Origin of the sequence: Paenibacillus macerans, assembly GCF_900454495.1 — a bacterium.
GTDB classification, from domain to species: domain Bacteria; phylum Bacillota; class Bacilli; order Paenibacillales; family Paenibacillaceae; genus Fontibacillus; species Fontibacillus macerans.
In genome coordinates this window covers 4527948-4550022 of the sequence record NZ_UGSI01000001.1, presented here as the reverse complement: position 1 = coordinate 4550022, position 22075 = coordinate 4527948, and the positions used below count along the sequence as shown (strand labels likewise).

Below are 22075 nucleotides of genomic sequence, written 5' to 3'. Positions count from 1 at the left end.
GATTTCGCCGCTTGCTGGCCGGCTTAGCTTGTTTAATAAAGAGGTGTTGCCATGAAACAGGTTCATATCGCCATGCTTGAGCCGGGGGACGTTTTGGCCGAGCCGATTTTGAATCAACGCGGAATCGTCATGTTGGGCCCGGGAACGGCGCTGACCGAAGTCCATATCAACCGTTTAAAAAAACTGGGGATCAAAGACGCGTGTATCGTCAATAAAGAGCCGCAGGAGAAAGGGCCTACAGCCAAAGCCGAGCTCCAATCTGCGCCAGCCGCCGAAGGCTCGCACACTCCCGTGCCTGTTCAGGAAATCAGAGATAAGTGGGAAAAGCGCCGGGAAATGAGGCAGGCCTTGATCCGGCTGGCCGACGCGGAGCTGGGGATCGGCCGGCCGTCGAGCCCGCAGATGGAGGAGCCGTTTCGCCGGATGTTCCGCAACACTTTATATGAGATTACGCGCCATGACGGGGTGGTTGACGGTTTGCTCCGCCTGGAGAGAGCCGACCCTTACTTGCTGGAGCATTCTTTTCACGTCACGGCGTATGCGGCTATTCTCGGTTTGGCAAATGGCTATGCCGGCGCCGAAATGCTCGAGCTATGCGTCGGATCGCTGCTGTTCGACATCGGGATGACGGAGCTGCCGGCCCATACTTTTAGCAGCACCGGCAGTCTGACCGGAGCCGAGCGGGCCGCGGTCAGGCTGCATCCGGAGGCAGGCCACCGCATCATCAGCCGGATGGAAGGGGTCTCCCCGCGCTCGGCATTATGCGCGCTGCAGCATCACGAACGGTTTAACGGCACGGGGTATCCCTCGCGGCTTAAACACGGGGAGATCGATGAATACGCGGAAATCGTGGCGATCGCCGATACGTACCACGCGCTGATCTCCCGCAGAAATTACCGGCTGGCTTATACGCCCGGAGAAGCGGTCGAATACTTGCTGGCCGCCGGAGACCGGTATTTCAGCCTCGATCTGATTCAAACCTACTTAAAGCATATCAGCATTTATCCTCTCTCCAGCGTAGTCAGGCTGAGCAGCGGCCAGTTGGGGGTCGTAACCTCCCTGGAAACGAGTCTGGTGCACCGGCCCGTGGTCAAAATTATCCGCGAAGCCGACGGCAGCCTCGTAAGCCCCCCCTACGAAGTGGATTTAATGCGCAAAACCGATCTGGTGATTTCCGGCTTGGTGGAAGAGACTGCGGGTGAGACCATCAAGGCGTAGCGGAGGATCATCAAAGCAAGAAGCCCCTTGATCAAAGGGGCTTCTTGCTTTGATGGGCCAATTCCTCTTTATACCTACCTTCGTTGATCAGTTCCAGCAGTGGGCCGTTTTTCACTAGGAAGAAGGGCGGTCCGATGAGATCAACTGCAAAAATGCATTTTGTTTTCCGTGAATTTGCGTTTTAGAGCGGTTGAAATGCAAAAATACATCTCTTTCAGGGCTATCTGATAAAAAAGTAGCTTTTGACCCGAAATGAAATGCACTTTCACATTTTACATCTGAACCACCTGTTTCGAGGAATTTCGACGAAAACCGCCTGCACTTTCGGCTTTTGCATTTCGTGGGATTTCCCCTCAGCGCGGTGTCGCGCTGCATGACGGCGGTCGACCACTCCTTATATCGCAACGTCGCAGGTCTCCGCCTGCATCATTTCCAGCTTCCGGATGATTTCCTTTTGCCATTGCTTGTCGCCTAGTTTAATGGCGAGATTCAGCAAATCGAGGTAATCGTCGGTGCACAGCGCTGTTTTTCTCCGAGCGGATAATCTCATCGCGGCCTTCAGCTCCTCCATTTATTATCTAATAATGATAATCATTATCATATGTCCTGATATCATTATGCATATTTGCCGGCCGGTTGTAAATACGCTATCGGCTGGGAACAATTCCCCGGAGCGTTAGGTAGTTAAGATTTTGTTTTGACCGGCACCGGACAAAATATTAAGATATATAAAAATTGAAGGAAATCGACTGGAGGCGCTATGGAGACCGAATCGTTATTAAAAGTGGAAGAGCTGGCACTCAAGAAGTACAAAATTTTTCGCCAAAGTCAAATCCGTTATATCGCCAGGGCGATGCTGGCCAGCATGTTTATCGGCTTTGGCGTTATCGTTGCCTTCAAAAGCGGCAACTATTTCTATCTTGAGCATTCTCCGCTTACATACCCGATGGCGGCCATTACGTTCGGCGCGGCCATCATTCTGATCGCTTACGGCGGAGGGGATCTGTTTACCGGGAATACGTTTTATTATACCTTTGCCGCGTTAAGGAAGAAGCTGAAATGGTCGGATGTCGGCCGGCTTTGGGGGCTTAGCTATATCGGGAATATCATGGGAGCCGCCGCTTTTGCTTTGCTGATTTATTTGACGGGCCTGTTTACCGATCCCTCGGTCAACAGCTTTCTGCTGAGCGTTGTGGAGCATAAAATGGCCACGCCTACCCTTGAGCTGTTTTTTCGCGCGATCTTGTGCAATTGGCTTGTTTGCCTGGCCTTCTTCATCCCGATGTCGCTGCAGGGCGACGGCGCCAAGATGTTCGCCATGATGCTGTTTGTTTTCTGTTTTTTCATCTCCGGATACGAGCACAGCATCGCGAATATGTGCACGTTCGCCATCGCGCTGGTGCTGAACCATCCGGGGACGATTTCTTTTGCCGGCGTGGTTCACAATTTAATCCCGGTGACGATAGGCAATTTGATCGGCGGGGTGATGTTGATGGGCTTTATGTATTACTTCGCGAACAAGCCTTATTTGGATGCCCAGGAGGCAGGCGATCTTCCGCAAGACAAACATTGATTTCGTTGCCTAGAAAATATTTCGTTCGAAGCGCAATATGAGGTTGCAGGTGCGGGGGAGGCGTGAAACCGCGGAGCAGCCGCAGCATTTGAGGCGGGCGAAGGGCAACGAGATTCAAGGTTATTAGGCTCCGGAGGATGATGGATCCTCCGGATTGTATTAAACCTGCGCTAGGATTCCGCCGGTTCGATATGCGGGTCCGCCAAAAAAGCGGTGATCGGCATGGATGCGGCGCCCAAAGCGGTCGAGCGGATGCCGAGATTGGCGAAGGCGACATGCGATTTTTTGCGATGATAGGAAAGGCTGCGGTTTTCCAGCGTTTCGAGCATCGCGTCCTGCAGCAGATCGCCGGCCAGCGACAGCCGGTTGCCGATGACGATCAGCTCAGGGTTCAGGATGTTGACAAGGTTGGCCAAACCGACGCCAAGCTGGGCTCCGGTTTCGTCCAGGAGGCGGATCGCTTCAGGGGCGCCCTCGCGGGCCAGCCGGACGATCTGCTCCAGGTCGGGAACCGCGCGGCCCCACAGCTTGCCGGCCCGGTCCAGCAGCGCTTTTTCGGAGGCCAAGGTCTCCCAGCAGCCCCGGTTGCCGCAGCGGCAGAGGGGCCCGTCTTCGGCCACGGTCATATGGCCGACCTCGCCGGAGAAATTCGAGGTGCCGCGGTACAGCTCCCCGCCTACGATGATCCCCGAGCCGATGCCGATCCCGATGCTCAAGTAGATCAGGTTGAGGGCGTCCCGGCCGGCCCCGTACAGTTTCTCCCCGATCGCGCCGGCGTTCGCCTCGTTATCGATATGGATGTTGCCGCCGAATTCGGCGGCGAGGGGGCCGAGCAAGTCGACCTGGTTCCAGCCCAGATTGGGGGCGGACACGACGCGGCTGTTCTCGTCGACGAGCCCGGGAACTCCGATGCCGATCCCGACGATGCCGTAGGCGGAATCGGGCAGTTTTTTGGCCAGCTGGCGGATCGCTTTGCGGATTTGCTCCAGCACGCTGTCCGGGGAAGAGTCGGCCAGGGCGGCGGTTTTCTCCTGCAGGACGTTGCCCTCCAAATCGACGAGCACGGCCAGCAGATCGTTTACGCGAATATCAATGCCGATCGCGTATCCGGCGCTGCGGTTGAACAGCAGCAGGGTCGGCTTGCGGCCGCCGCTCGATTCGCCGGGGCCGATTTCGGCGACGAGCCGGCTGTCGATCAGCTCGGACACGAGGGACGACACCGTCGCCTTGTTGAGTCCGATCGCGGCGGAAATATCCGCCCGGGACAAGGGCTGGCGCTGCCGGATCGTGTCGAGGACGATCGTTTTGTTCATTTTTTTGATCAGCTGCTGGTCGCCTGTTATTTTCATCTTTTTCCTCCACAGTCACGTTGCGTATATTCCGTATACCTTATTTACGTACTTTATACGCATCATACACAACAGTCCCCCGAAAAATCAACAAAAAACAACAACTTAGTTTATTGGCTAGACAAACTAAGTTGAACGTGATACGATCTAGTTGTGCAGGGCATGCTGCCTGGAAACGGCGAGCATGCTCCTTATAAACCAATGGATGTAAAGGCTTACTTAAAAACCAAACCGGTTGGGAGGACTTTATTGTGAGTTATTTTAAAAACGTGAACAAAATCCAGTATGAAGGCGCAGAATCAACGAATCCGCTGGCGTTCAAACATTATAACGAAAACGAAGTCGTGCTTGGCAAATCGATGAAAGACCATCTGCGTTTCGCGGTGGCTTATTGGCACACGCTGACGATGAACGGCAGCGACCCGTTTGGTCAAGGCAACATGATCCGTCCGTGGGAAACCGTAAGCGGACTGGACCTCGCCAAGGTGCGCGTGGAAGTCAACTTCGAGTTTCTTGAAAAGCTCGGCGCACCGTACTTCTGCTTCCATGACGTGGACATTGCGCCGGAAGGCGAAACGCTGAAGGAATCGAACGAAAACCTCGACGTGATCGTCGCAAAAATCAAGGAAGGCATGAAAGCGACCGGCGTGAAGCTGTTGTGGAACACGGCCAACATGTTCTCCAACCCGCGTTACGTTCACGGCGCGGCAACGACCTCCAATGCCGACGTGTTTGCTTACGCTGCGGCGCAAGTGAAGAAAGGCCTGGAAACGGCGCTTGAGCTGGGCGCGGAAAACTACGTGTTCTGGGGCGGACGTGAAGGTTACGAGTCTCTGCTGAACACGGATATGGGCTTGGAGCTCGATAACCTGGCGAGATTTTTCAACATGGCGGTTGATTACGCCAAAGAAATCGGCTTTAAAGGCCAATTCCTGATTGAGCCGAAGCCGAAAGAGCCAACCAAACACCAATACGATTTCGACGCGGCCACGACGATTGCATTCCTGCAAAAATACGGCCTGCAGGATCATTTCAAACTGAACCTGGAAGCGAACCATGCGACGCTGGCCGGCCATACGTTTGAGCACGAGCTGCGCGTAGCCCGCATCAACAACATGCTCGGGTCGATCGACGCCAACCAGGGCGATCCGCTGCTGGGCTGGGATACGGACGAATTCCCGACCGATCTCTACGCCGTTACGCTGGCGATGTACGAAATTTTGCAAAACGGGGGACTGGGCTCCGGCGGCGTGAACTTTGACGCCAAAGTAAGACGCGGATCTTTTGAGCCGGAAGACTTGTTCTATGCGCATATCGCCGGTATGGACAGTTTCGCCAAAGGATTGAAGGTGGCCGGCAAGCTGATCGAGGACAAATTCTTCGACAAGCTGATCGAAGAGCGTTACGCCAGCTTCAAAACCGGCATCGGCGCCGATATCGTATCCGGCAAAGCCAACTTCAAAACGCTGGAAGCTTACGCGCTGCAAAACAGCAAAATCGTCAACAAATCCAACCATCTTGAACTGATCAAAGCCCGCCTGAACGAATATATTTTCAGCGCGAAGTAATCAGGTTGTCCGGACACCTGTCCGCCTTATATGTATGAAAAGGGACGCATGCCGTCCCTTTTTGTGGTCGTACGCCCCTGCCTGCCGGGGAAATATGAAAGGAGAATCGTACGGATGAAATATGTGATCGGCATCGATCTTGGCACGAGTTCGGTCAAAACGCTGCTCGTCGGCCAAGACGGCGAAATCAAGGGAGAAGCCTCCGCGGCTTACCCGCTCATTCAGGAGCGTCCCGGGTACAGCGAGCAAAATCCCGAGGAATGGGTAAATGGCACGATCGATTGCTTGAAACGGCTGCTTGAGGAGAGCGGCGTTTCCGCGGCGGACATCGAGGGCGTGTCGTTCTCGGGCCAAATGCACGGACTGGTGCTGCTGGATGAGCAAAACAACGTGCTGTGCAACGCGATTTTGTGGAACGATACGCGCACGACCAAGCAATGCCGGGAAATCGAGGCGAAGCTGGGCGATCGGTTGCTAGAAATTACGCGCAATGCGGCACTGGAAGGATTTACGCTGCCGAAGGTTTTATGGGTGCAGGAGCATGAACCGGAATTGTTCGCCAAAGCGGCGCGTTTCGTGCTGCCGAAGGATTATTTGCGGTACCGGATGACCGGCAAAGTGCAGATGGAAATCTCCGACGCCGCCGGAACGCTGATGCTGAACGTGCCGGAAGGAAAGTGGAGCGATGAAATCGCCGCCGCGTTTGGCCTTCCGGAAGGCTTTTGCCCGCCGCTCGTCGGCAGCACCGAGGAGACGGGGACGCTGCTGCCGGAGTTTGCGGCGCAGACCGGCCTGTCCCCGGCGATGAAGGTGTTCGGCGGCGGCGCGGACAATGCCTGCGGCGCGGTTGGCGCGGGGATCGTCCGCAAGGGCGACGCGCTGTGCAGCGTGGGGACTTCCGGCGTTGTCCTGACTTACGAAGAGGACAAAAACAAAGACTTCGGCGGCAAGGTGCATTTCTTTAACCATGCCCATCCGGGGGCGTTTTACGCGATGGGCGTGACGCTGGGCGCGGGGTACTCCCTGAGCTGGTTTAAGGAGTCGCTGGCGCCGGAGCTGAGCTTCGACGAGCTGCTGAAGCCGGTGGGCGGCATCGCTCCGGGCTCGGAGGGGCTGCTGTTCACCCCTTACCTGGTCGGGGAACGTACGCCGCACGCGGACAGCGTCATTCGCGCCAGCTTCATCGGCTTGTCCGGCACGCACCGTCGCGAGCACCTGGCCCGCGCCGTCATGGAGGGGATCACGTTCTCCCTGCAGGAGTCGTTTGATCTGATCCGCCAAGCCGGCATCGCGGTCGAGCGCGTCATTTCCATCGGCGGCGGCGCGAAAAATCCGGTCTGGCTGCAAATGCAGGCCGATATTTTCGGCAAGCCGGTCGTCGCGCTGAAGAACGAGCAGGGCCCGGCGATGGGCGCGGCGATGATGGCCGCCGTCGGCAGCGGCTGGTTCGCCAGCCTGAAGGAATGCGCCGACGCGTTTATCGGCTACGCCGCCACGTACGAGCCGATCTCGGCCAACGTGGAAAAGTACGCCCGGCTCTTTAAGCTGTACCAGCAAGTTTACGCGGCCACCCGGTCGCTGAATGAAGGGCTGCAGGAATTCCGGGGGTAAAGTGCATATGTGTTTTTACCTCCCGTCTGCTTGCAGCGGCGCCTGTTCCTTCGGGAACGGGCTTTTTTTTCAACCTTGTAAAATTTCGGGTGTGGTAGGGGGGCGATGCGCAGGTAGAAGGGGAGAGAAGAGGATCTGGGGAGCTAAGGGACACCAGTGCCGTTATTTTCGGAAAAACGGAGGTTTGCAAATTGTAACGGAAACAGATGACCTTATTTACCTCAAATCGGCGTGGATGAACGGGTTTAGAGCGAAATAGGGTCATGTGGGTCCGTTAGGCTGGGAAATACTCGGGAAATGGGTGGATAAGGCCGCTGGTAGTCCGTTAGAGCAACGTCCAATGTTTAGGAAGAGCCTCCAATCGCTCCAAAGTAGAAGTCAGCGCCATTAAAGGACGCCGTCAGCACTGGCGTTGTATAAACTCAAACTCTTCACAAGACAACTTGTTGCCTTGATACATTTCAGGTTTTCCGCAAAGGCTTAGGTGTCTAAATAAAATTGAGCTTGCAGAAGGAAATCATAGCAACGGTTGTAGCAGCGGCTATTTTACGAAAAAGCCCTGTTCAAAATTTTAACGGTTGGGGGAAGCGTTATTTGCCTGAATCTAAGCAAAATGAGCCGGGTTTCAGTGAAATAAGCGCTATGGCAACCGTTACAATTTGAAATCAACGTTTTTTGAGCGAATAGCGGTGGTGGCAACCGTTAGATTAGTTGTGGCTAGAGGTGTATCTTGTGGATCTTGTCGGAATTAGTGCAACGCTAGTGCGCCGTCAGGCGTTTTTCTGATCGTGGGTAAGCCGGACGCCGGTTTCCGCAGCCTGACGGACTGTTCAGATTGGAAATATCCAATAGAACAGACATCCAGTGACAGACACAGCGGTTTAATTGGATATTTCCAATAGATCAAGCTTGGCAGGGCGCAGAATGGGCCATTTGGGCGAAATCTATTGGATTTTTCCAATGAGAGTTCACAATGGAGTTCGAGGTTCGGTAATCTATTGGATATTTCCAATGAGAGGTAAAAGGACGACTGGGTAGCGGGGAGCTCATCAGGTGTGTGGTGCGTGAAAATCACGCCAAGATGTACTTTAAATTTCAGCCTCGGCCTCGCGCCCCTCGGCCTGCTCACGGCAGCCCCGCGTCCGCCGATGGCAGCCTAGAGCCGCCAAGGCCAAGCTCTCCCAGGCCAAGCTCCTCCCGGGCCAGGCCCGCTCCCAGGTTATGCAAATCACATGCTCCGTTCGGCATGATATAATTAACCTATGCGGGAGGAGGGGCGTCATGATGATCCGCAGCATTTACCGCAATTATTTCAAAAACAATTTGTTCATGAAAATCATTCTGGTTTTTTCGGTCATTACGATCGTTACGATCATTACGTTCTCCTACCTGATGTTCAAATTCATGTCGGAGTCCGCAGTGCAAAGACAGCTGGATATTCAGAAACGGGCGATTGAAAGCGTAAGCAATTATATCGGCGGGAAATACAATTCGGTGCAGGCGATGGTGCGGGACATATACCGGGATAGCGAGCTCGCCTCCAATACGTCTTATTTCCTGGAGCACCCGTATCAGGATTACGTACGGTACCGGTTGGATCGTTTTTATACGGAGAACAGTTCTTTGACGGATACGGTGCTGTATTTCCGCAATCAGGTGGAGGATAATCCGGATATCCGCAGCCTGATGCTGTACAGTGCGGATCAGCAGCACTTGTATGCCTTTGGCAACGACAAGCAGTTCAAAATCATCTCCACCAACGCCGCCCGCTCGTACGTTCCGGATGTCATGTATCAGCAGGACAGCTCAAACGTAGCGGCGGCCAACATTTGGGTGCGCAAAGCGGTGGGCTTGCCGGCTGATCCGCCGATGTATTCCGTTCGCGTGCCGGTCAACAATAACCAGTCGCTGCGGAATATCGGGCAACTGGTCGTTTATTTCGATACGGACAAGATTTGGAACAGCATGGCTTTTTACAAACAAGACTTGAAAGGCTCCATTCTGGTCATCTCCGCCAACGGGGACGTGCTGTTCGATTCCTCCGGCATATACTACGGCCGGAAGTATCCGTACAATGAGCAATTGAACTCGATTTACGACAGCGGCGTGTTGGGCGGGAAGACGATCGTCACCAAGCTGACGCAAAGCCAGGGCGGATTTACGGTGCTGAGCGCCGTGCCGAAACAGGAACTCGCCGATACGTACGTTGGGCTAAGAAATACGATTCTCACCATCAGCATCATCTGCATCTTTTTTGCGATTATGATTCCTTCGCTGTTCATCAGCAATTTCGCCAAACGGATGTACGGGATCATCCGGTTTACCCGCAAGGTGCGCGGCGGGGATTTGGCGGCGCGGATCGCCGATCCGCGGGAGGACGAGCTGGGGCAAATCTCCCGCAGCTTCAACGAGATGCTGGATGAGCTGAATCAATACATCGAAAGGGTGTACAAGGCCGAAATCAAGCAGCAGCAGACCGAACTGGTGGCGCTTCAGGCCAGGATCAACCCGCACTTCCTGTACAACACGCTGGAAGTGATCCGCATGCGGGCCGTCTCCCAGGGGGCGAGGGACGTCGGCGAGATGATCTACAGCTTGTCCGTGCTGTTCAAAAGCCTGGTGCAGCAGAAAAAAATCTACACCCTGAAAGACGAACTGGAGGCCTGCCGGCTTTACTTGGAGCTGTTCAGAATCCGCTATAAAGATAGATTCAATTACAAGATCGTAGCCGATCCCGCCCTATTCGGCAAATCGGCGATGAAGCTTTCGCTGCAGCCGATCATTGAAAATTACATCGTCCACGGCATCAGAACCGACCGGGACGATAACCGCTTGACGGTCAGAGTTCAGGATGAGGTCGATATTATCACAGCCGTGATTCAAGATAACGGGAAAGGCATTGAGCAAAGCAGGCTGGCCGAAATCCGCGAAGCGCTGGAGAGCAAGGAAGAGCCTGGGGAAATGTTCGGGCTGCGCAGCGTTCACAGCCGGCTAAGGTTCTTGTACGGGCCTGCATACGGGATTGAAATCGAAAGCCGGCCTGGAGAAGGGACGACGATTGTAGTACGTTATCCAAATCGGGAAGGATCGGATGCAGAAAATGTATAAAGTGTTTATTGTCGATGACGAGCCTTTTATTATAGAAGGGCTGTACGATATTTTGGATTGGCCGGCGTTCGGCCTGGAGATTGTCGGGCACGCGGAAAACGGGCGGCAGGCGCTGGACGCGCTGCAAACCACCCCCGCCGACGTGCTGATCACCGACATTTCGATGCCGGTGATGAACGGCTTGACCTTGATTTCCGAGGCGCGCAAGCGGCATAAGGATCTCAAGGCGATCATTCTGAGCGGCTTCAATGAGTTCGATTACCTGAAGGAAGGCATGCGGCTGGGCATCGAAAACTATTTGCTGAAGCCGATCAACGTGGAGGAGCTGGAATCCACGCTGCGCAATACGGTGGAAAAACTGGAAAGCCAGCGGTCCGAGGAATTGTACGACGCTTACGACGTGCAGATTCTCAAAGACAACACGTTATACCGCTGGCTGAACGGGCAGATCGCGGCCAGGGAATTTGCCGAGCGGGCCGAACTGCTGAGCCTTTCGTTAAACGGCCCTTTTATGGCCGTGGCTGTGCTGCGAACGGGCGGCAGCCAAAATGAAGCTTTTGAGGAAACGGCCAAGCTTCTGGAAGCGGGTAATGACATTACGCCTTTCCGCGACGTTGACGGCGATATCGTGCTGATCGGCATGCTGGGGACCGAAGCCGAAGGGAAGCGGGATTTTCTCGCCAAGCTGCGAGAGCTCAAGGAAGCGCTTGCCGCCCGGAATATACCGGTGCAAATCGGCGTCGGCGGAGTCTGCCCATTGCGGCCGGAGGGTCCGCCGCCGTGTGAAGAAGGCGCCGCAAGCTATAAAGAGGCCAAACGGGCGCTGGAGTATTTTATGATCTATCCGGATCGCCCGCTCATGGAGTACAAGTCGCTGGAGCTTGATAAGGGCGGCGAAGGCGGCGTAATATCCCTGCCTTGGGACGAGTATGCCAAGCTTATTTTGGCCCGGGACGCGGAAGGATTAAAGCAGCGGATCCAAACCGGCTTCGCGGAGCTGCAGCAAACGCCGGGCATCCGCCCGGAGGACCTGCACAACGCTGCGCTCGAACTGGTAGTCAGATTTAAAATGGAGCTTAAAGAGATCAAGCATACCGACGAGACGGACATCTTCCGCAAAGGGTTGGACCGGGTGCAGGGCAGCGCCGCGTTCTCCGAGCTGGTGCGGCATCTTCAGGGCGTGGCGGAGGAAACAGTCGGCTCGCTGCTGCAGGATGCCAAAAATCCGGTGGTGAGCCAGGTGCTGGAGTACATCCATGGCCATTATGCCGACGAGCTTTCCTTGAAAACGCTGGGGGCGCAATACCATATCCACCCCGTTTATTTAGGCCAGCTGTTTCATAAGGAGACGGGGGGTTCTTTTGCGGAATATATCAATAAATACCGGATCGAAAAAGCAAAGCAGCAGCTCAAAAACACCAATCTGAAGGTGCATGAAATCGCCCGCAATGTGGGATATTGGGAAATCGGCTATTTTTACAAACAATTTCGGAAATATGTCGGCATATCGCCCACTGATTTCAAAGCCCTTCATTAACAGGTGATACAACGGGAAAAATACCCGGGGTAAAGAAAAGGAACTAACTCCTTATGTAAGGGATTCCATTCTTTATCCCGGGGTATTTTTTTGCGGCCGATCTTTTCTTTAATTTGTACCCTGATTTATTAAATTTAGCTTCTTTTTGAAATGGCTTTCATTCGGTAAGGTTGTATTAGATAGATTACAGAAATTCATTCGAAAGGGAGGATCCAGCATGAGCAACAGCAAAAAAAGCTTTTCCTTCGCACTCGCGATGCTAACGGCTCTGGTGTTTGTGTTAAGCGCTTGCGGAGGAGGCAAAAACAGCGCCGAGGAAGGCTCGCCGGAAGCCGGAGGGGACTCGGGCAAAACCGTAAACCTCATTTGGTACACGATCGGCACTCCGCAAAAAGACGTGGACAAAGTTATGGAAGAAGTCAGCAAGTACACGAAGGAAAAAATCAATGCCACGGTTACGATGAAAATGGTCGACTGGGGCGACTACTCGCAAAAGATGCAGGTTAACGTCGCTTCCGGGGAGCCGATGGACATTTTGTTCACCGCTTCCGGCTCCGGTAGCTTTGATTATGTGCAAAACGCCAGAAAAGGCGCGTTCCTGGAGCTCGACGATCTGCTTGAGCAATACGGAAAAGACCTGAAAAACACGATCAATCCGGCGTTCCTGGAAGGCTCCAAGGTCGATGGTCACAACTACGGCATTCCGGCCAACAAAGAGCTTCCACAGCTGGAGGCATGGTTCTTTAATAAGAGCCTTCTTGACAAATACAATTTGGATATCGAAGGTGTCCGGTCTTTGGATAGCCTGGAACCGCTCTTGAAAACGATCAAGGAAAAAGAGCCGGGCGTAACGCCGTTTGCGATGGATAAAAAATATATTCCTTACGTTCCATATGATTACATTATTCAAGACCTGCCGATGGCGGTAAAACTGGACACCACCGACTATAAAATCGTCAACATTTTGGAAACTCCGGAAATGCAGGAAGCCCTGAAAACGATGCACAAATATTATAAAGCGGGTTATGTGGCCCCCGAAGCGGCAACGACCGGATCCATCGAGGATTTGAAAAAGTCCGGCAACTGGCTGTTATTCCGGCAACAAACCCAGCCGCTCGCAGACAATATGTTGTCCGCAAGTTTTGGATATCCGGTCGTATCTACGCCGGCGAGCGACGCCATTGTTACGAATACTTCGGTTCAAGGTTCGATCATGGCCATTTCCGCCAACTCCGAGTATCCGGAGAAAGCGATGGAATTCTTGAACCTGCTGAATACCGATCCGGTACTGCGCAACATGATCGACTCCGGGATCGAGGGCGTGCACTACAAGAAAGTCGACGACAAACATATGGAAAACCTGGACGAATCGAAAAACTACGACATGCCGTCTTATTCCTTGGGCAACAACATGCTGCTCTATTTGAACCCGAACGATCCCGACGACAAATGGGAGCAATTCAAGCAGTTTAACGCTTCCGGCGTCAATTCGCCTACCTTAAGCTTCAACTTCGACAGCACAAAAGTGGCTACCGAAATGGCTGCTGTTCAAAATGTGAGAGAGCAATTCTGGTCCTCGCTGATGACCGGGACCGTCGATCCGGAAGAATATCTTCCGAAAGCGATTCAAAAATTCAAAGAAGCCGGTCTTGACAAGGTTATGGCCGAAGCCCAAGCCCAGCTCGACACCTGGAAAGCTGAGAACAACAAGTAACATTTAGGGAAACTGAACATTTGAGGATCGGGCGGGTGAACGTTGCGCCCGATTTTTTTTCATGATGAAGACAGGAGGGGAACACAAAGATGGCCGCATTTTTCAAAAATGTACTCAAAAACAAAGTCATGTTATTTATGGTGTTGCCGGGGGCCATTTGGTTTTTCTTTTTCTCATACCTCCCCCTGGTTGGCACCGTGGCCGCCTTCAAGCAGTACCGTTTCAGCCGTGAAGGGTTTTGGGCCAGCCTTGCCAAAAGCGAATGGGTCGGCTGGGACAACTTCAAGTTCCTGTTCATGACGGACGACGCTTTTACCATAACGCGCAACACGCTGCTGTATAACCTTGCTTTTATTTTTATCGGATTGGTGCTTTCCGTGGCGATGGCGATTATCCTCTCCGAGCTGGCCGGCAAAGTGATGGCCAAAGTGTATCAAACCGGGATGTTTCTGCCGTATTTTCTGTCCTGGGTTATCGTCGGCTATTTTGCGTTCAGCTTCCTGAGCATGGACCGGGGGATGCTCAATCAGATCCTCGGCTGGTTCGGCGCCGAACCGATCAATTGGTATTCGGAACCGAAGTATTGGCCGTATATATTGGTGTTCGTCAATTTGTGGAAAATGGTCGGCTACAACAGCGTCGTGTACCTGGCTTCCATTATGGGCATCGATAAATCGCTGTACGAAGCGGCCATGATCGACGGGGCGAGCAAATGGCAGCAGGTCCGCAACATCACGATCCCGCTGCTTTCTCCGATCATCATTATTATGACGCTGCTCGCGGTCGGCAAGATCTTTTACGCGGACTTCGGTTTGTTCTATCAGGTGCCGAGGGATTCCGGGACGCTCTACGCCGTGACCAACGTCATCGACACTTACGTGTACCGCGGTTTGAAAACGACCGGGGAAATCGGCATGAGTACGGCGGCGGGGCTGTATCAATCGGTCGTCGGTTTTATGCTCGTCCTTGTTTCCAACTTCATTGTGCGCAAAATCGACAAAGACAGCGCCCTATTCTAAATCAAGCTGAAAGGAGTGTCAGGTTATGGCGGAGGTTGTTAGAAAACACAAGGATTTTCATCATGTCTCGCGCGGATGGAACGCGGTTTTGCACCTGATTGCGGGCCTATTTTCTTTCATGTGCGTATTTCCGTTTTTGTTCGTCGTCATTATTTCATTTACCGATGAAAAAACGCTGGCCACGGACGGGTACCGGTTGTTTCCGGCCAAATGGAGCCTGGAGGCTTACCGTTTCGTGTTCGAAAGCGGGGACTCGCTGCTCCGCTCTTACGGGGTGACGATTTTGATTACCGTGGCGGGCACGATCCTCAGCTTGGTGCTGATCGCGCTGTACGCTTACGCGATTTCGCGGAAAAGCTTCCGCTACCGGCGGTTTTTCTCCGTGTTTGCAATCGTGACCATGCTGTTTAACGGCGGGATGATTCCGACTTATATGGTCGTGTCCCAACTCATGGGCTTGAAGGATACGCTTTGGGCGTTGATTTTGCCGCTGGCGATGAACGCTTTCTATATCATGATTCTTCGTACGTTCTACAGCACCAGCGTGCCTGAAGCGGTCATCGAATCGGCGCGGATCGACGGGGCGGGCGATTTCTATATTTTCCTGCGCATCGTATTGCCGCTGTCGCTGCCGGGCCTGGCCACGATTGGCCTATTCAGCACCTTGGGCTACTGGAACGACTGGTTTAACGCCCTGCTGTACATCGACAATCCGAACCTTGTGCCGCTGCAATCGATGCTGATGCGGATCGAATCGAGCATCCAGTTCATTCAGCAAAACTCGCAAAACAGCTCGCTGAGCTTGCAGGCGCTGTCGTCGATTCCGCAGGACACGGCGCGCATGGCGATGGTCGTGCTGGCGACGCTGCCGATTATTTTCGCCTATCCGTTTTTCCAACGCTACTTTGTGCAGGGGCTTACGGTAGGGGCCGTTAAAGAATAAGAGAGGCCAGGAACCGGCTCGACCTAGATATGAGGATGAGAATCGGCAACCTATATATGTTGAACTAAAGAAATGCGGAAGTAAGGCAAGAGTGCAAGGGTGGGAAATGATTCTCGTACAATCCATAGTTCAGCTTATATAGAAATCGGTGCTTGATAGCGGGTTACCGGAACGACTGGCCGTCGGCCTGCAAAATAGCTGTACTTTATGTACTTATTATCGGGAGCCCTGGCATGTTCAGGCCCATTAGCGGCATTTTATGTACTTATTTTCCTGGAATGGTCCAGAACACGGGCATTTCCTTGCGACGAGGGAGAATAGCGACATAAATGTCCCCTATTTCTCGCAAATGAACTGATATCGACGATATAGCGACATTTTTTGTTCTTAACACCTCAACTTTCGCAGCATGAAATTGGCAAATAAGCGTCGATGTAACTGGGCGAAGCGGCTATCCGGAACTTTGGATCAAAGTAAAACGGGGTCCATCGTTGAATTAGTTGTAAAATGTACATTTACTTATCCGGAAATGCTGCCACAGCTACTAATTAAGTGTAAAACGTGCAGTTATTCCACTATCTTTTGAAGAAGAGACAAAGGAACGAGAAAATAGCTGTATGAAATGCAATTAAACAAATGATTGGGCAAATGGAAGTAAAGTTAGTTGTATGATTAGCAATTAGCGGTCAGAGTGGAGCCGGTCAAGCACACTTTGCCCGCCATCCGACAGCGAAATAAATAGGCAGCGGTGGTTTGCTATTTTTGTCAAGGCTAAGATTTTATTCGTTATTCTGTCTATACAGCATCAGCGGTTAAGCCGATTTTGGTTCTGCGAAAGTTGAGTTAACACGCATTTAAAATGAAGCGAGGTGGAGATGTTGCTTTACAAGGACAGCACGAAACCGATTCCGGAACGGGTCGAACATCTGCTTGGGCTGATGACCGTGGAAGAGAAGGTCGGGCAGTTGGTTCAGCCGTTCGGCTGGCAAACCTACGAGCATGTGAACGGCGAGATCCGGCTGAAGGAGTCGTTTAAGGAGCAGGTGAAAAACGGCGGGGTTGGCTCGCTGTACGGCGTGCTGCGGGCCGACCCGTGGACGGGCGTCACGCTCGAAACCGGCCTGTCGCCGCGTGAAGGCGCGGAGGCCGTGAACGCGCTCCAGCGTTACGCGATCGAGCACTCGCGGCTCGGCATCCCGATCCTGATCGGGGAAGAATGCTCGCATGGTCATATGGCGATCGGCGCGACCGTGTTCCCGGTGCCGCTGTCGCTCGGCAGCACCTGGAACGTGGACCTGTACCGGGAGATGTGCCGGGCGGTGGCCCGGGAGACGCGCAGCCAAGGTGGCGCGGTGACGTACTCGCCGGTCCTTGACGTCGTGCGCGATCCGCGCTGGGGCCGGACCGAGGAATGCTTCGGCGAAGACGCTTATTTGATCGGCGAGATGGCCGTGGCTGCGGTGGAAGGGCTGCAGGGCGAAAGCCTGGACGGCGCCGACAGTGTGGCCGCGACGATCAAGCATTTCGTCGGCTACGGCAGCTCCGAGGGCGGCCGCAACGCGGGCCCGGTGCACATGGGGCGGCGCGAGCTGCTGGAGGTGGATATGCTGCCGTTCCGCAAGGCGGTGCAGGCGGGAGCGGCATCGATCATGCCGGCCTACAACGAAATCGACGGCGTGCCTTGCACGACCAATAAGGAACTGCTGGACGGCGTGCTGCGCGGCGAGTGGGGGTTTGACGGCATGGTCATCACCGACTGCGGCGCGATCGACATGCTGGCTTCCGGCCACGATGTGGCCGCGGACGGCCGGGACGCGGCCGTTCAGGCGATTCGCGCAGGCATCGATATGGAAATGTCCGGCGAAATGTTCGGCAAACATCTGCTGGAAGCGGTGCGTTCCGGCGAGCTGGAGGAAGCGGTGCTCGATGGGGCGGTTCGCCGCGTGCTGGCGCTGAAATTCCGGCTGGGCTTGTTCGAGAACCCGTACGGCGACCCGGACCGGGCGGAGCGGGTGATCGGCAGCGCCGAGCATACGGCGTTGGCGCGGAAGCTGGCGGGCGAAGGCATCGTGCTGTTGAAGAACAGCGGCGTGCTGCCGCTCTCCACGGACGCCGGGAAAATCGCCGTGATCGGCCCCAACGCCGATGTGGGCTACAACCAGCTCGGCGACTACACCTCGCCGCAGCCGCGGTCCAAGGTGACCACCGTGCTCGGCGGCATCCGCGGCAAGCTGGCGGCTGCGCCGGAGCGGGTGTTGTATGCCCCGGGGTGCCGGATTAAAGGCGATTCCCGGGAAGGCTTCGAAACCGCCTTGTCCTGCGCGGAGCAGGCGGATACGGTCGTCATGGTCGTCGGCGGCTCCAGCGCGCGCGATTTCGGTGAAGGCAGCATCGACTTGAAAACAGGGGCTTCAAAGGTCACCGGGAACTCCTGGAGCGATATGGACTGCGGGGAAGGCATCGACCGCATGTCGCTGGCATTGTCCGGGGTTCAGCTCGAGCTGATTCAGGAAATCCACAAATTGGGTAAACCGCTGGTAGTGGTTTACATTAACGGGCGGCCGATCGCCGAGCCGTGGGTCGACGAGCATGCCGCCGCCATTTTGGAGGCGTGGTATCCGGGGCAGGAGGGCGGACACGCCGTGGCCGACATTTTGTTCGGCGATGTGAACCCGTCCGGACGCCTGACGATCTCGATTCCGAAGCATGTCGGGCAGCTTCCGGTGTATTACAACGGCAAACGTTCACGGGGCAAAAGATACCTTGAGGACGATTCGCAGCCGCGCTATCCGTTTGGATACGGGTTAAGCTACACGGAATTCAGTTACGCAGGGTTGACCGTTCAGCCGGAGGCGATTTCGCCGGATGAAACGGTCAAAGTAACGGTGGATGTCACGAATACCGGTGATCGCGCCGGTGCAGAGGTCGTGCAGCTGTACATCACCGACGTGGCCAGCACTGTAACGAGACCGGCGAAGGAGTTGAAAGGATTCCGCAAGGTGTGGCTTGCTCCGGGGGAAACCCGGAGGGTCGAGTTTACGCTCGGCGCGGAGGAGCTGCAATATATCGGCCCCGGCTACAAACCGGTCGTCGAACCTGGAGAATTCCATGTCCATGTAGGCAAAAACGTAAACGATACGCTGAGCGCCAAGTTTTTTGTGCGGGAGGGTTAATGAAAAATGGAACGGATCAGACGTTTTATTCGGGAGCTGTCGGACGCGGCGTGGCTGGAGCAAATCGAGCTGCGCAATTGGAAGATCACGAAGTCGGCATATTTGGTTCCCGGAAAGTACACCGAGGAAGCCGGCTACCCGGAAGGTCAAGGGCTTGAGCGGTTTCCGAGCACGCAGGGAACGACGTATTTTTTTAGGAACGAGTTAACGATCCCGGACCGCTGGCAGGGCGGCCATGTCGGCCTCGTATTTGCTTCCGGGGGCGAAGGGCTGCTGAGAATCGGGGGAAAGTCGTATCAAGGACTCGACCGGAACCATACTTTTGTGACTTTGCCCCGGGAGCAGGGGAATCGTCCGCTTCAGCTTGAAATCGAACTGTTTGATCCGATTCCGGAGCCGATCGATCCGCTGAACCGGCAGGCGGTCATTCAGCCGCCGATTTCTTCGATCCAGAGCAAGCTGGTGCTGGTCAACCGTCCGGTGCAAAGCCTGATGTATACGGCGACCGTTGTCCGCGATTCCGCCGTGCTGCTGCCGGAGCAGGATATGCGGCGCACGCGGCTGATCGAGGCGCTGCACGCCGCGATGGACGAGTTTGTGGCGCTTGATCCCGATGCGATTCAAGATGGCGGCGGGATCGCCGAAATCGAGCGGCGGCTGGCGGAGCGGGTCAAGGCGATCGGCGGCAACGCCGAAGGCCTGATCCATATGATCGGCCAGTCGCATATCGATATCGCCTGGCTGTGGCCGGCGCGCGAGACGGTGCGGAAAACGAGCCGCACGTTCGCGACGGTCGACGCTTTAATGCGCGAATACCCGCAGTACCGGTACGCGCAAAGCCAGCCGCAGCTGTTCGCTTATTTGAAGGACAACGACCCCGAGTTGTACGAGCGTGTCAAAGGGAGAATCAAGGAAGGGCGTTGGGAACTGGTCGGCGGCATGTGGGTCGAGCCCGACCTCAACCTGCCGAGCGGCGAGTCGCTGATGCGGCAAATGCTGTACGGGCAGCGCTTCTACCTGGAGGAGTTCGGCCAAACCTCGGACATCGAATGGCTGCCGGACACGTTTGGCTATTGCGCTTCCTTGCCGCAAATTTTGCGGCATGGCGGCATCCGCTATTTTATGACGACGAAGCTTGGCTGGAACGACACGAACGTGTTCCCGTACGACCTGTTCCATTGGGTCGGCATCGACGGCACGCCGATGTTGTCTTACCTGAACCACGGCGTTAACGAAAATACGCTGCCAAAAGACGTGCACGACCATTGGCAGTCTTACCGGCAAAAAGCTGTGCATCCCGAGCAGATGCTGCTGTACGGGCACGGCGACGGCGGGGGCGGCGTAACCCGCGAAATGCTGGAGTACATCGGCCGTTCCGGGCTGATGATCGGCCAGCCGGCCAGTGAATACAGCACGGCGGCGGCGTTTTTTGCCGGGATTGAAGCGGCGGGGCCGCAGTTGCCGTCGTGGCACGGAGACTTGTACCTGGAGCTGCACCGCGGAACGTACACGACCCATGGCCGCAACAAGCGGAACAACCGGAAAGCGGAAATTTTGTACCGCGAAGCGGAAGTGTGGAACACGCTGGGGGCTTCGTCGCTGCCGGCGGAACGTCAGCGCGAGGTGCAAAGCACGCTGCATGACGGCTGGAAGCTGATTTTGCTGAACCAGTTCCACGACATCATCCCGGGTTCGGCGATTACGGAAGCTTACGAAACGTCGGAAAAAGAATATACGGAAATTTTCGCAAAAGGGGATTCCGGATTGCGGCATGGCCTGACGGCGCTGGCCGGGCAGATCGCCACGGCGGGCGAAGGCAAGCCCTACATCGTGTTTAACAGCCTCGGCTGGTCCCGCGACGCGGTGATCGAGGTTTCCGGGCACGGCTTCGGCCGCTCCGTCGCCGCCTATGACGAAAACGGCGCGCGGCTTGCGCTCGACTTGCTGCCGGGAACGGGCGGAAATGCCGAGGCGGCTTGGGTGCGCGTACCGGAGGTTCCGGCGTTCGGTTACAAGACGATCTGGCTGAGAAGCGAAGCGGGTTCGATGGCAGCGGCGTCAGTTGGAGGAGCGGCAGACGGAGGGGCGGATAAGGCGGATATCCTTGCTGCCGTCGGCCAGATCCTGCAGGAGAAGGGCCTTGCCGCCAAGGAACGGATGTTCACTGACCGTTGGGAAACGGAGCACTACCGCTTAACGTTTAATGAGTGCGGCGAAATCGTTAGCCTTTGGGACAAAGCGGCGGACCATGAAATCGTGAAACCGGGCGAAGCGGCTAACCGGTTCCACTTCTTCCATGACCGCCCGACGCTGTGGGACGCCTGGGATATCGACAGCCGCTACGAACAGCAGCCGGCCGGGCAAACGAAATTGCTGGAAAGCCGGCTCGCCGCCCGCGGTAAGATCAAGGATGTGCTGCAATTCCGCTGGCGTATCGGCCAGTCGGAAATCACGCAGGACCTGATCCTGTATCATCATGACCGGCGGATCGATTTCCGGACGAAGGTGAATTGGAACGAAGCTCACAAGCTGCTGAAGGTCGGTTTCCCGATCGATGTGGTGACCGACAAAGCGACCTACGAGATTCCGTTCGGCGCGCTTGAGCGCGTCACGCACCGCAATACAAGCTGGGAGCAGGCGCAGTATGAAGTGTGCGGTCACCGTTTTGTGGACGTATCGGAACGGGGGTACGGCGTGAGCCTGTTGAACGACTGCAAATACGGCTACGACGTTCAGGGCAGCACCATCCGCCTGTCCCTGCTGCGCGCGCCGAAATGGCCGGACGTCACGGCGGACCTGGGCGAACACGAATTCACGTATTCGCTGTACCCGCACCTCGGCGATTGGCAGACGGCTCATACGGTGCGCGCCGCGGCCGAACTGAACCACATCCCGGCGGCCCTTGCCGTAGAGGCGCATCCGGGAACGCTGCCGCCCGCTCAATCGCTGATCGGCTTTACCGGCGAGCACGTCGTGCTCGATACGGTGAAACCGGCCGAGGACGGAAGCGGCGTTATCCTGCGGTTCTACGAATCCGCCGGCGGACGCGAACGCGTGGAGCTGAGATGGAACCAGCTGTACAGCAAGGTATACGTATCGAATGCGCTCGAACAGGAGCTTGATCTGCTGGCGGCCGAAGCGGGCCCGATCCGGCTCGATTTTGCCCCGTACGAGATCAAGACGATTAAAGTAATGGATCCTATTTCGTGCAATTAATAATTCAACTCATGAAGAAACCAGACCATTAAAGGAGCGAGACTGC

General features: G+C 55.2%; 15 protein-coding genes. 12 read left to right on the top strand and 3 right to left on the bottom strand.

Annotated features, from left to right (window positions below; all coding sequences use genetic code 11):
* Nucleotides 1–51: 51 nt before the first annotated feature.
* Nucleotides 52–1218: an HD-GYP domain-containing protein gene (locus DYE26_RS20285; protein WP_036626622.1), complete on the top strand. Its 1167-nt coding sequence runs from the start codon at nt 52–54 to the stop codon at nt 1216–1218.
* Between the two features lie 394 nt (nt 1219–1612).
* Here DYE26_RS20285 and DYE26_RS33570 read toward each other — a convergent pair whose 3' ends face one another.
* Nucleotides 1613–1768, bottom strand: coding sequence for a hypothetical protein (locus DYE26_RS33570; RefSeq protein ID WP_164815297.1), 156 nt, complete (start codon nt 1766–1768; stop codon nt 1613–1615).
* A 210-nt stretch (nt 1769–1978) separates the two neighbouring features.
* On the opposite strand from DYE26_RS33570, the gene DYE26_RS20280 reads away from it, so the two are divergent.
* Nucleotides 1979–2791, top strand: coding sequence for a formate/nitrite transporter family protein (locus DYE26_RS20280; protein ID WP_036626621.1), 813 nt, complete (start codon nt 1979–1981; stop codon nt 2789–2791).
* Between the two features lie 170 nt (nt 2792–2961).
* On the opposite strand, the gene DYE26_RS20275 is transcribed toward DYE26_RS20280, so the two are convergent.
* On the bottom strand, nt 2962–4140 hold the full coding sequence (locus DYE26_RS20275) for an ROK family transcriptional regulator (RefSeq protein WP_036626619.1): 1179 nt from the start codon (nt 4138–4140) through the stop codon (nt 2962–2964).
* A gap of 251 nt (nt 4141–4391) precedes the next feature.
* Here DYE26_RS20275 and xylA point away from each other — a divergent pair, with 251 nt between their 5' ends.
* The 3 genes from xylA to DYE26_RS33565 all read left to right on the top strand — a co-directional run bounded on the left by xylA (nt 4392) and on the right by DYE26_RS33565 (nt 7982).
* A complete protein-coding gene (gene xylA, locus DYE26_RS20270) occupies nt 4392–5708 on the top strand; it encodes a xylose isomerase (protein WP_036626617.1) in 1317 nt (438 codons plus the stop codon).
* A gap of 114 nt (nt 5709–5822) precedes the next feature.
* Nucleotides 5823–7319, top strand: coding sequence for a xylulokinase (gene xylB / locus DYE26_RS20265; RefSeq protein ID WP_036626615.1), 1497 nt, complete (start codon nt 5823–5825; stop codon nt 7317–7319).
* A gap of 498 nt (nt 7320–7817) precedes the next feature.
* Complete coding sequence (locus tag DYE26_RS33565) at nt 7818–7982, top strand: hypothetical protein (protein WP_170180017.1); 165 nt, start codon at nt 7818–7820, stop codon at nt 7980–7982.
* 462 nt (nt 7983–8444) lie between these two features.
* Here DYE26_RS33565 and DYE26_RS34575 read toward each other — a convergent pair whose 3' ends face one another.
* A complete protein-coding gene (locus DYE26_RS34575; RefSeq protein ID WP_255310305.1) occupies nt 8445–8567 on the bottom strand; it encodes a hypothetical protein in 123 nt (40 codons plus the stop codon).
* Between the two features lie 33 nt (nt 8568–8600).
* On the opposite strand from DYE26_RS34575, the gene DYE26_RS20260 reads away from it, so the two are divergent.
* The 7 genes from DYE26_RS20260 (at nt 8601) to DYE26_RS20230 (ending at nt 22029) form a co-directional block, all read left to right on the top strand.
* On the top strand, nt 8601–10427 hold the full coding sequence (locus DYE26_RS20260; RefSeq protein WP_036626614.1) for a sensor histidine kinase: 1827 nt from the start codon (nt 8601–8603) through the stop codon (nt 10425–10427).
* The gene (locus tag DYE26_RS20255; RefSeq protein WP_036628909.1) at nt 10420–11964 is read left to right on the top strand and encodes a response regulator transcription factor; all 1545 of its coding nucleotides are present in this window, start codon (nt 10420–10422) and stop codon (nt 11962–11964) included. Before DYE26_RS20260 ends, DYE26_RS20255 begins: the two co-directional genes overlap by 8 nt.
* A 217-nt stretch (nt 11965–12181) precedes the next feature.
* Nucleotides 12182–13678 (top strand): ABC transporter substrate-binding protein, encoded by a 1497-nt coding sequence (locus tag DYE26_RS20250; protein ID WP_036626613.1) that lies wholly within the window; start codon nt 12182–12184, stop codon nt 13676–13678.
* Nucleotides 13679–13767: 89 nt separating this feature from the next.
* Complete coding sequence (locus tag DYE26_RS20245) at nt 13768–14697, top strand: ABC transporter permease (RefSeq protein WP_036626611.1); 930 nt, start codon at nt 13768–13770, stop codon at nt 14695–14697.
* Between the two features lie 25 nt (nt 14698–14722).
* The gene (locus DYE26_RS20240) at nt 14723–15640 is read left to right on the top strand and encodes a carbohydrate ABC transporter permease (RefSeq protein ID WP_036626610.1); all 918 of its coding nucleotides are present in this window, start codon (nt 14723–14725) and stop codon (nt 15638–15640) included.
* An 875-nt stretch (nt 15641–16515) separates the two neighbouring features.
* The gene (locus DYE26_RS20235) at nt 16516–18813 is read left to right on the top strand and encodes a glycoside hydrolase family 3 N-terminal domain-containing protein (protein ID WP_036626608.1); all 2298 of its coding nucleotides are present in this window, start codon (nt 16516–16518) and stop codon (nt 18811–18813) included.
* A gap of 6 nt (nt 18814–18819) precedes the next feature.
* A complete protein-coding gene (locus DYE26_RS20230) occupies nt 18820–22029 on the top strand; it encodes an alpha-mannosidase (RefSeq protein ID WP_036626607.1) in 3210 nt (1069 codons plus the stop codon).
* Nucleotides 22030–22075: the final 46 nt, after the last annotated feature.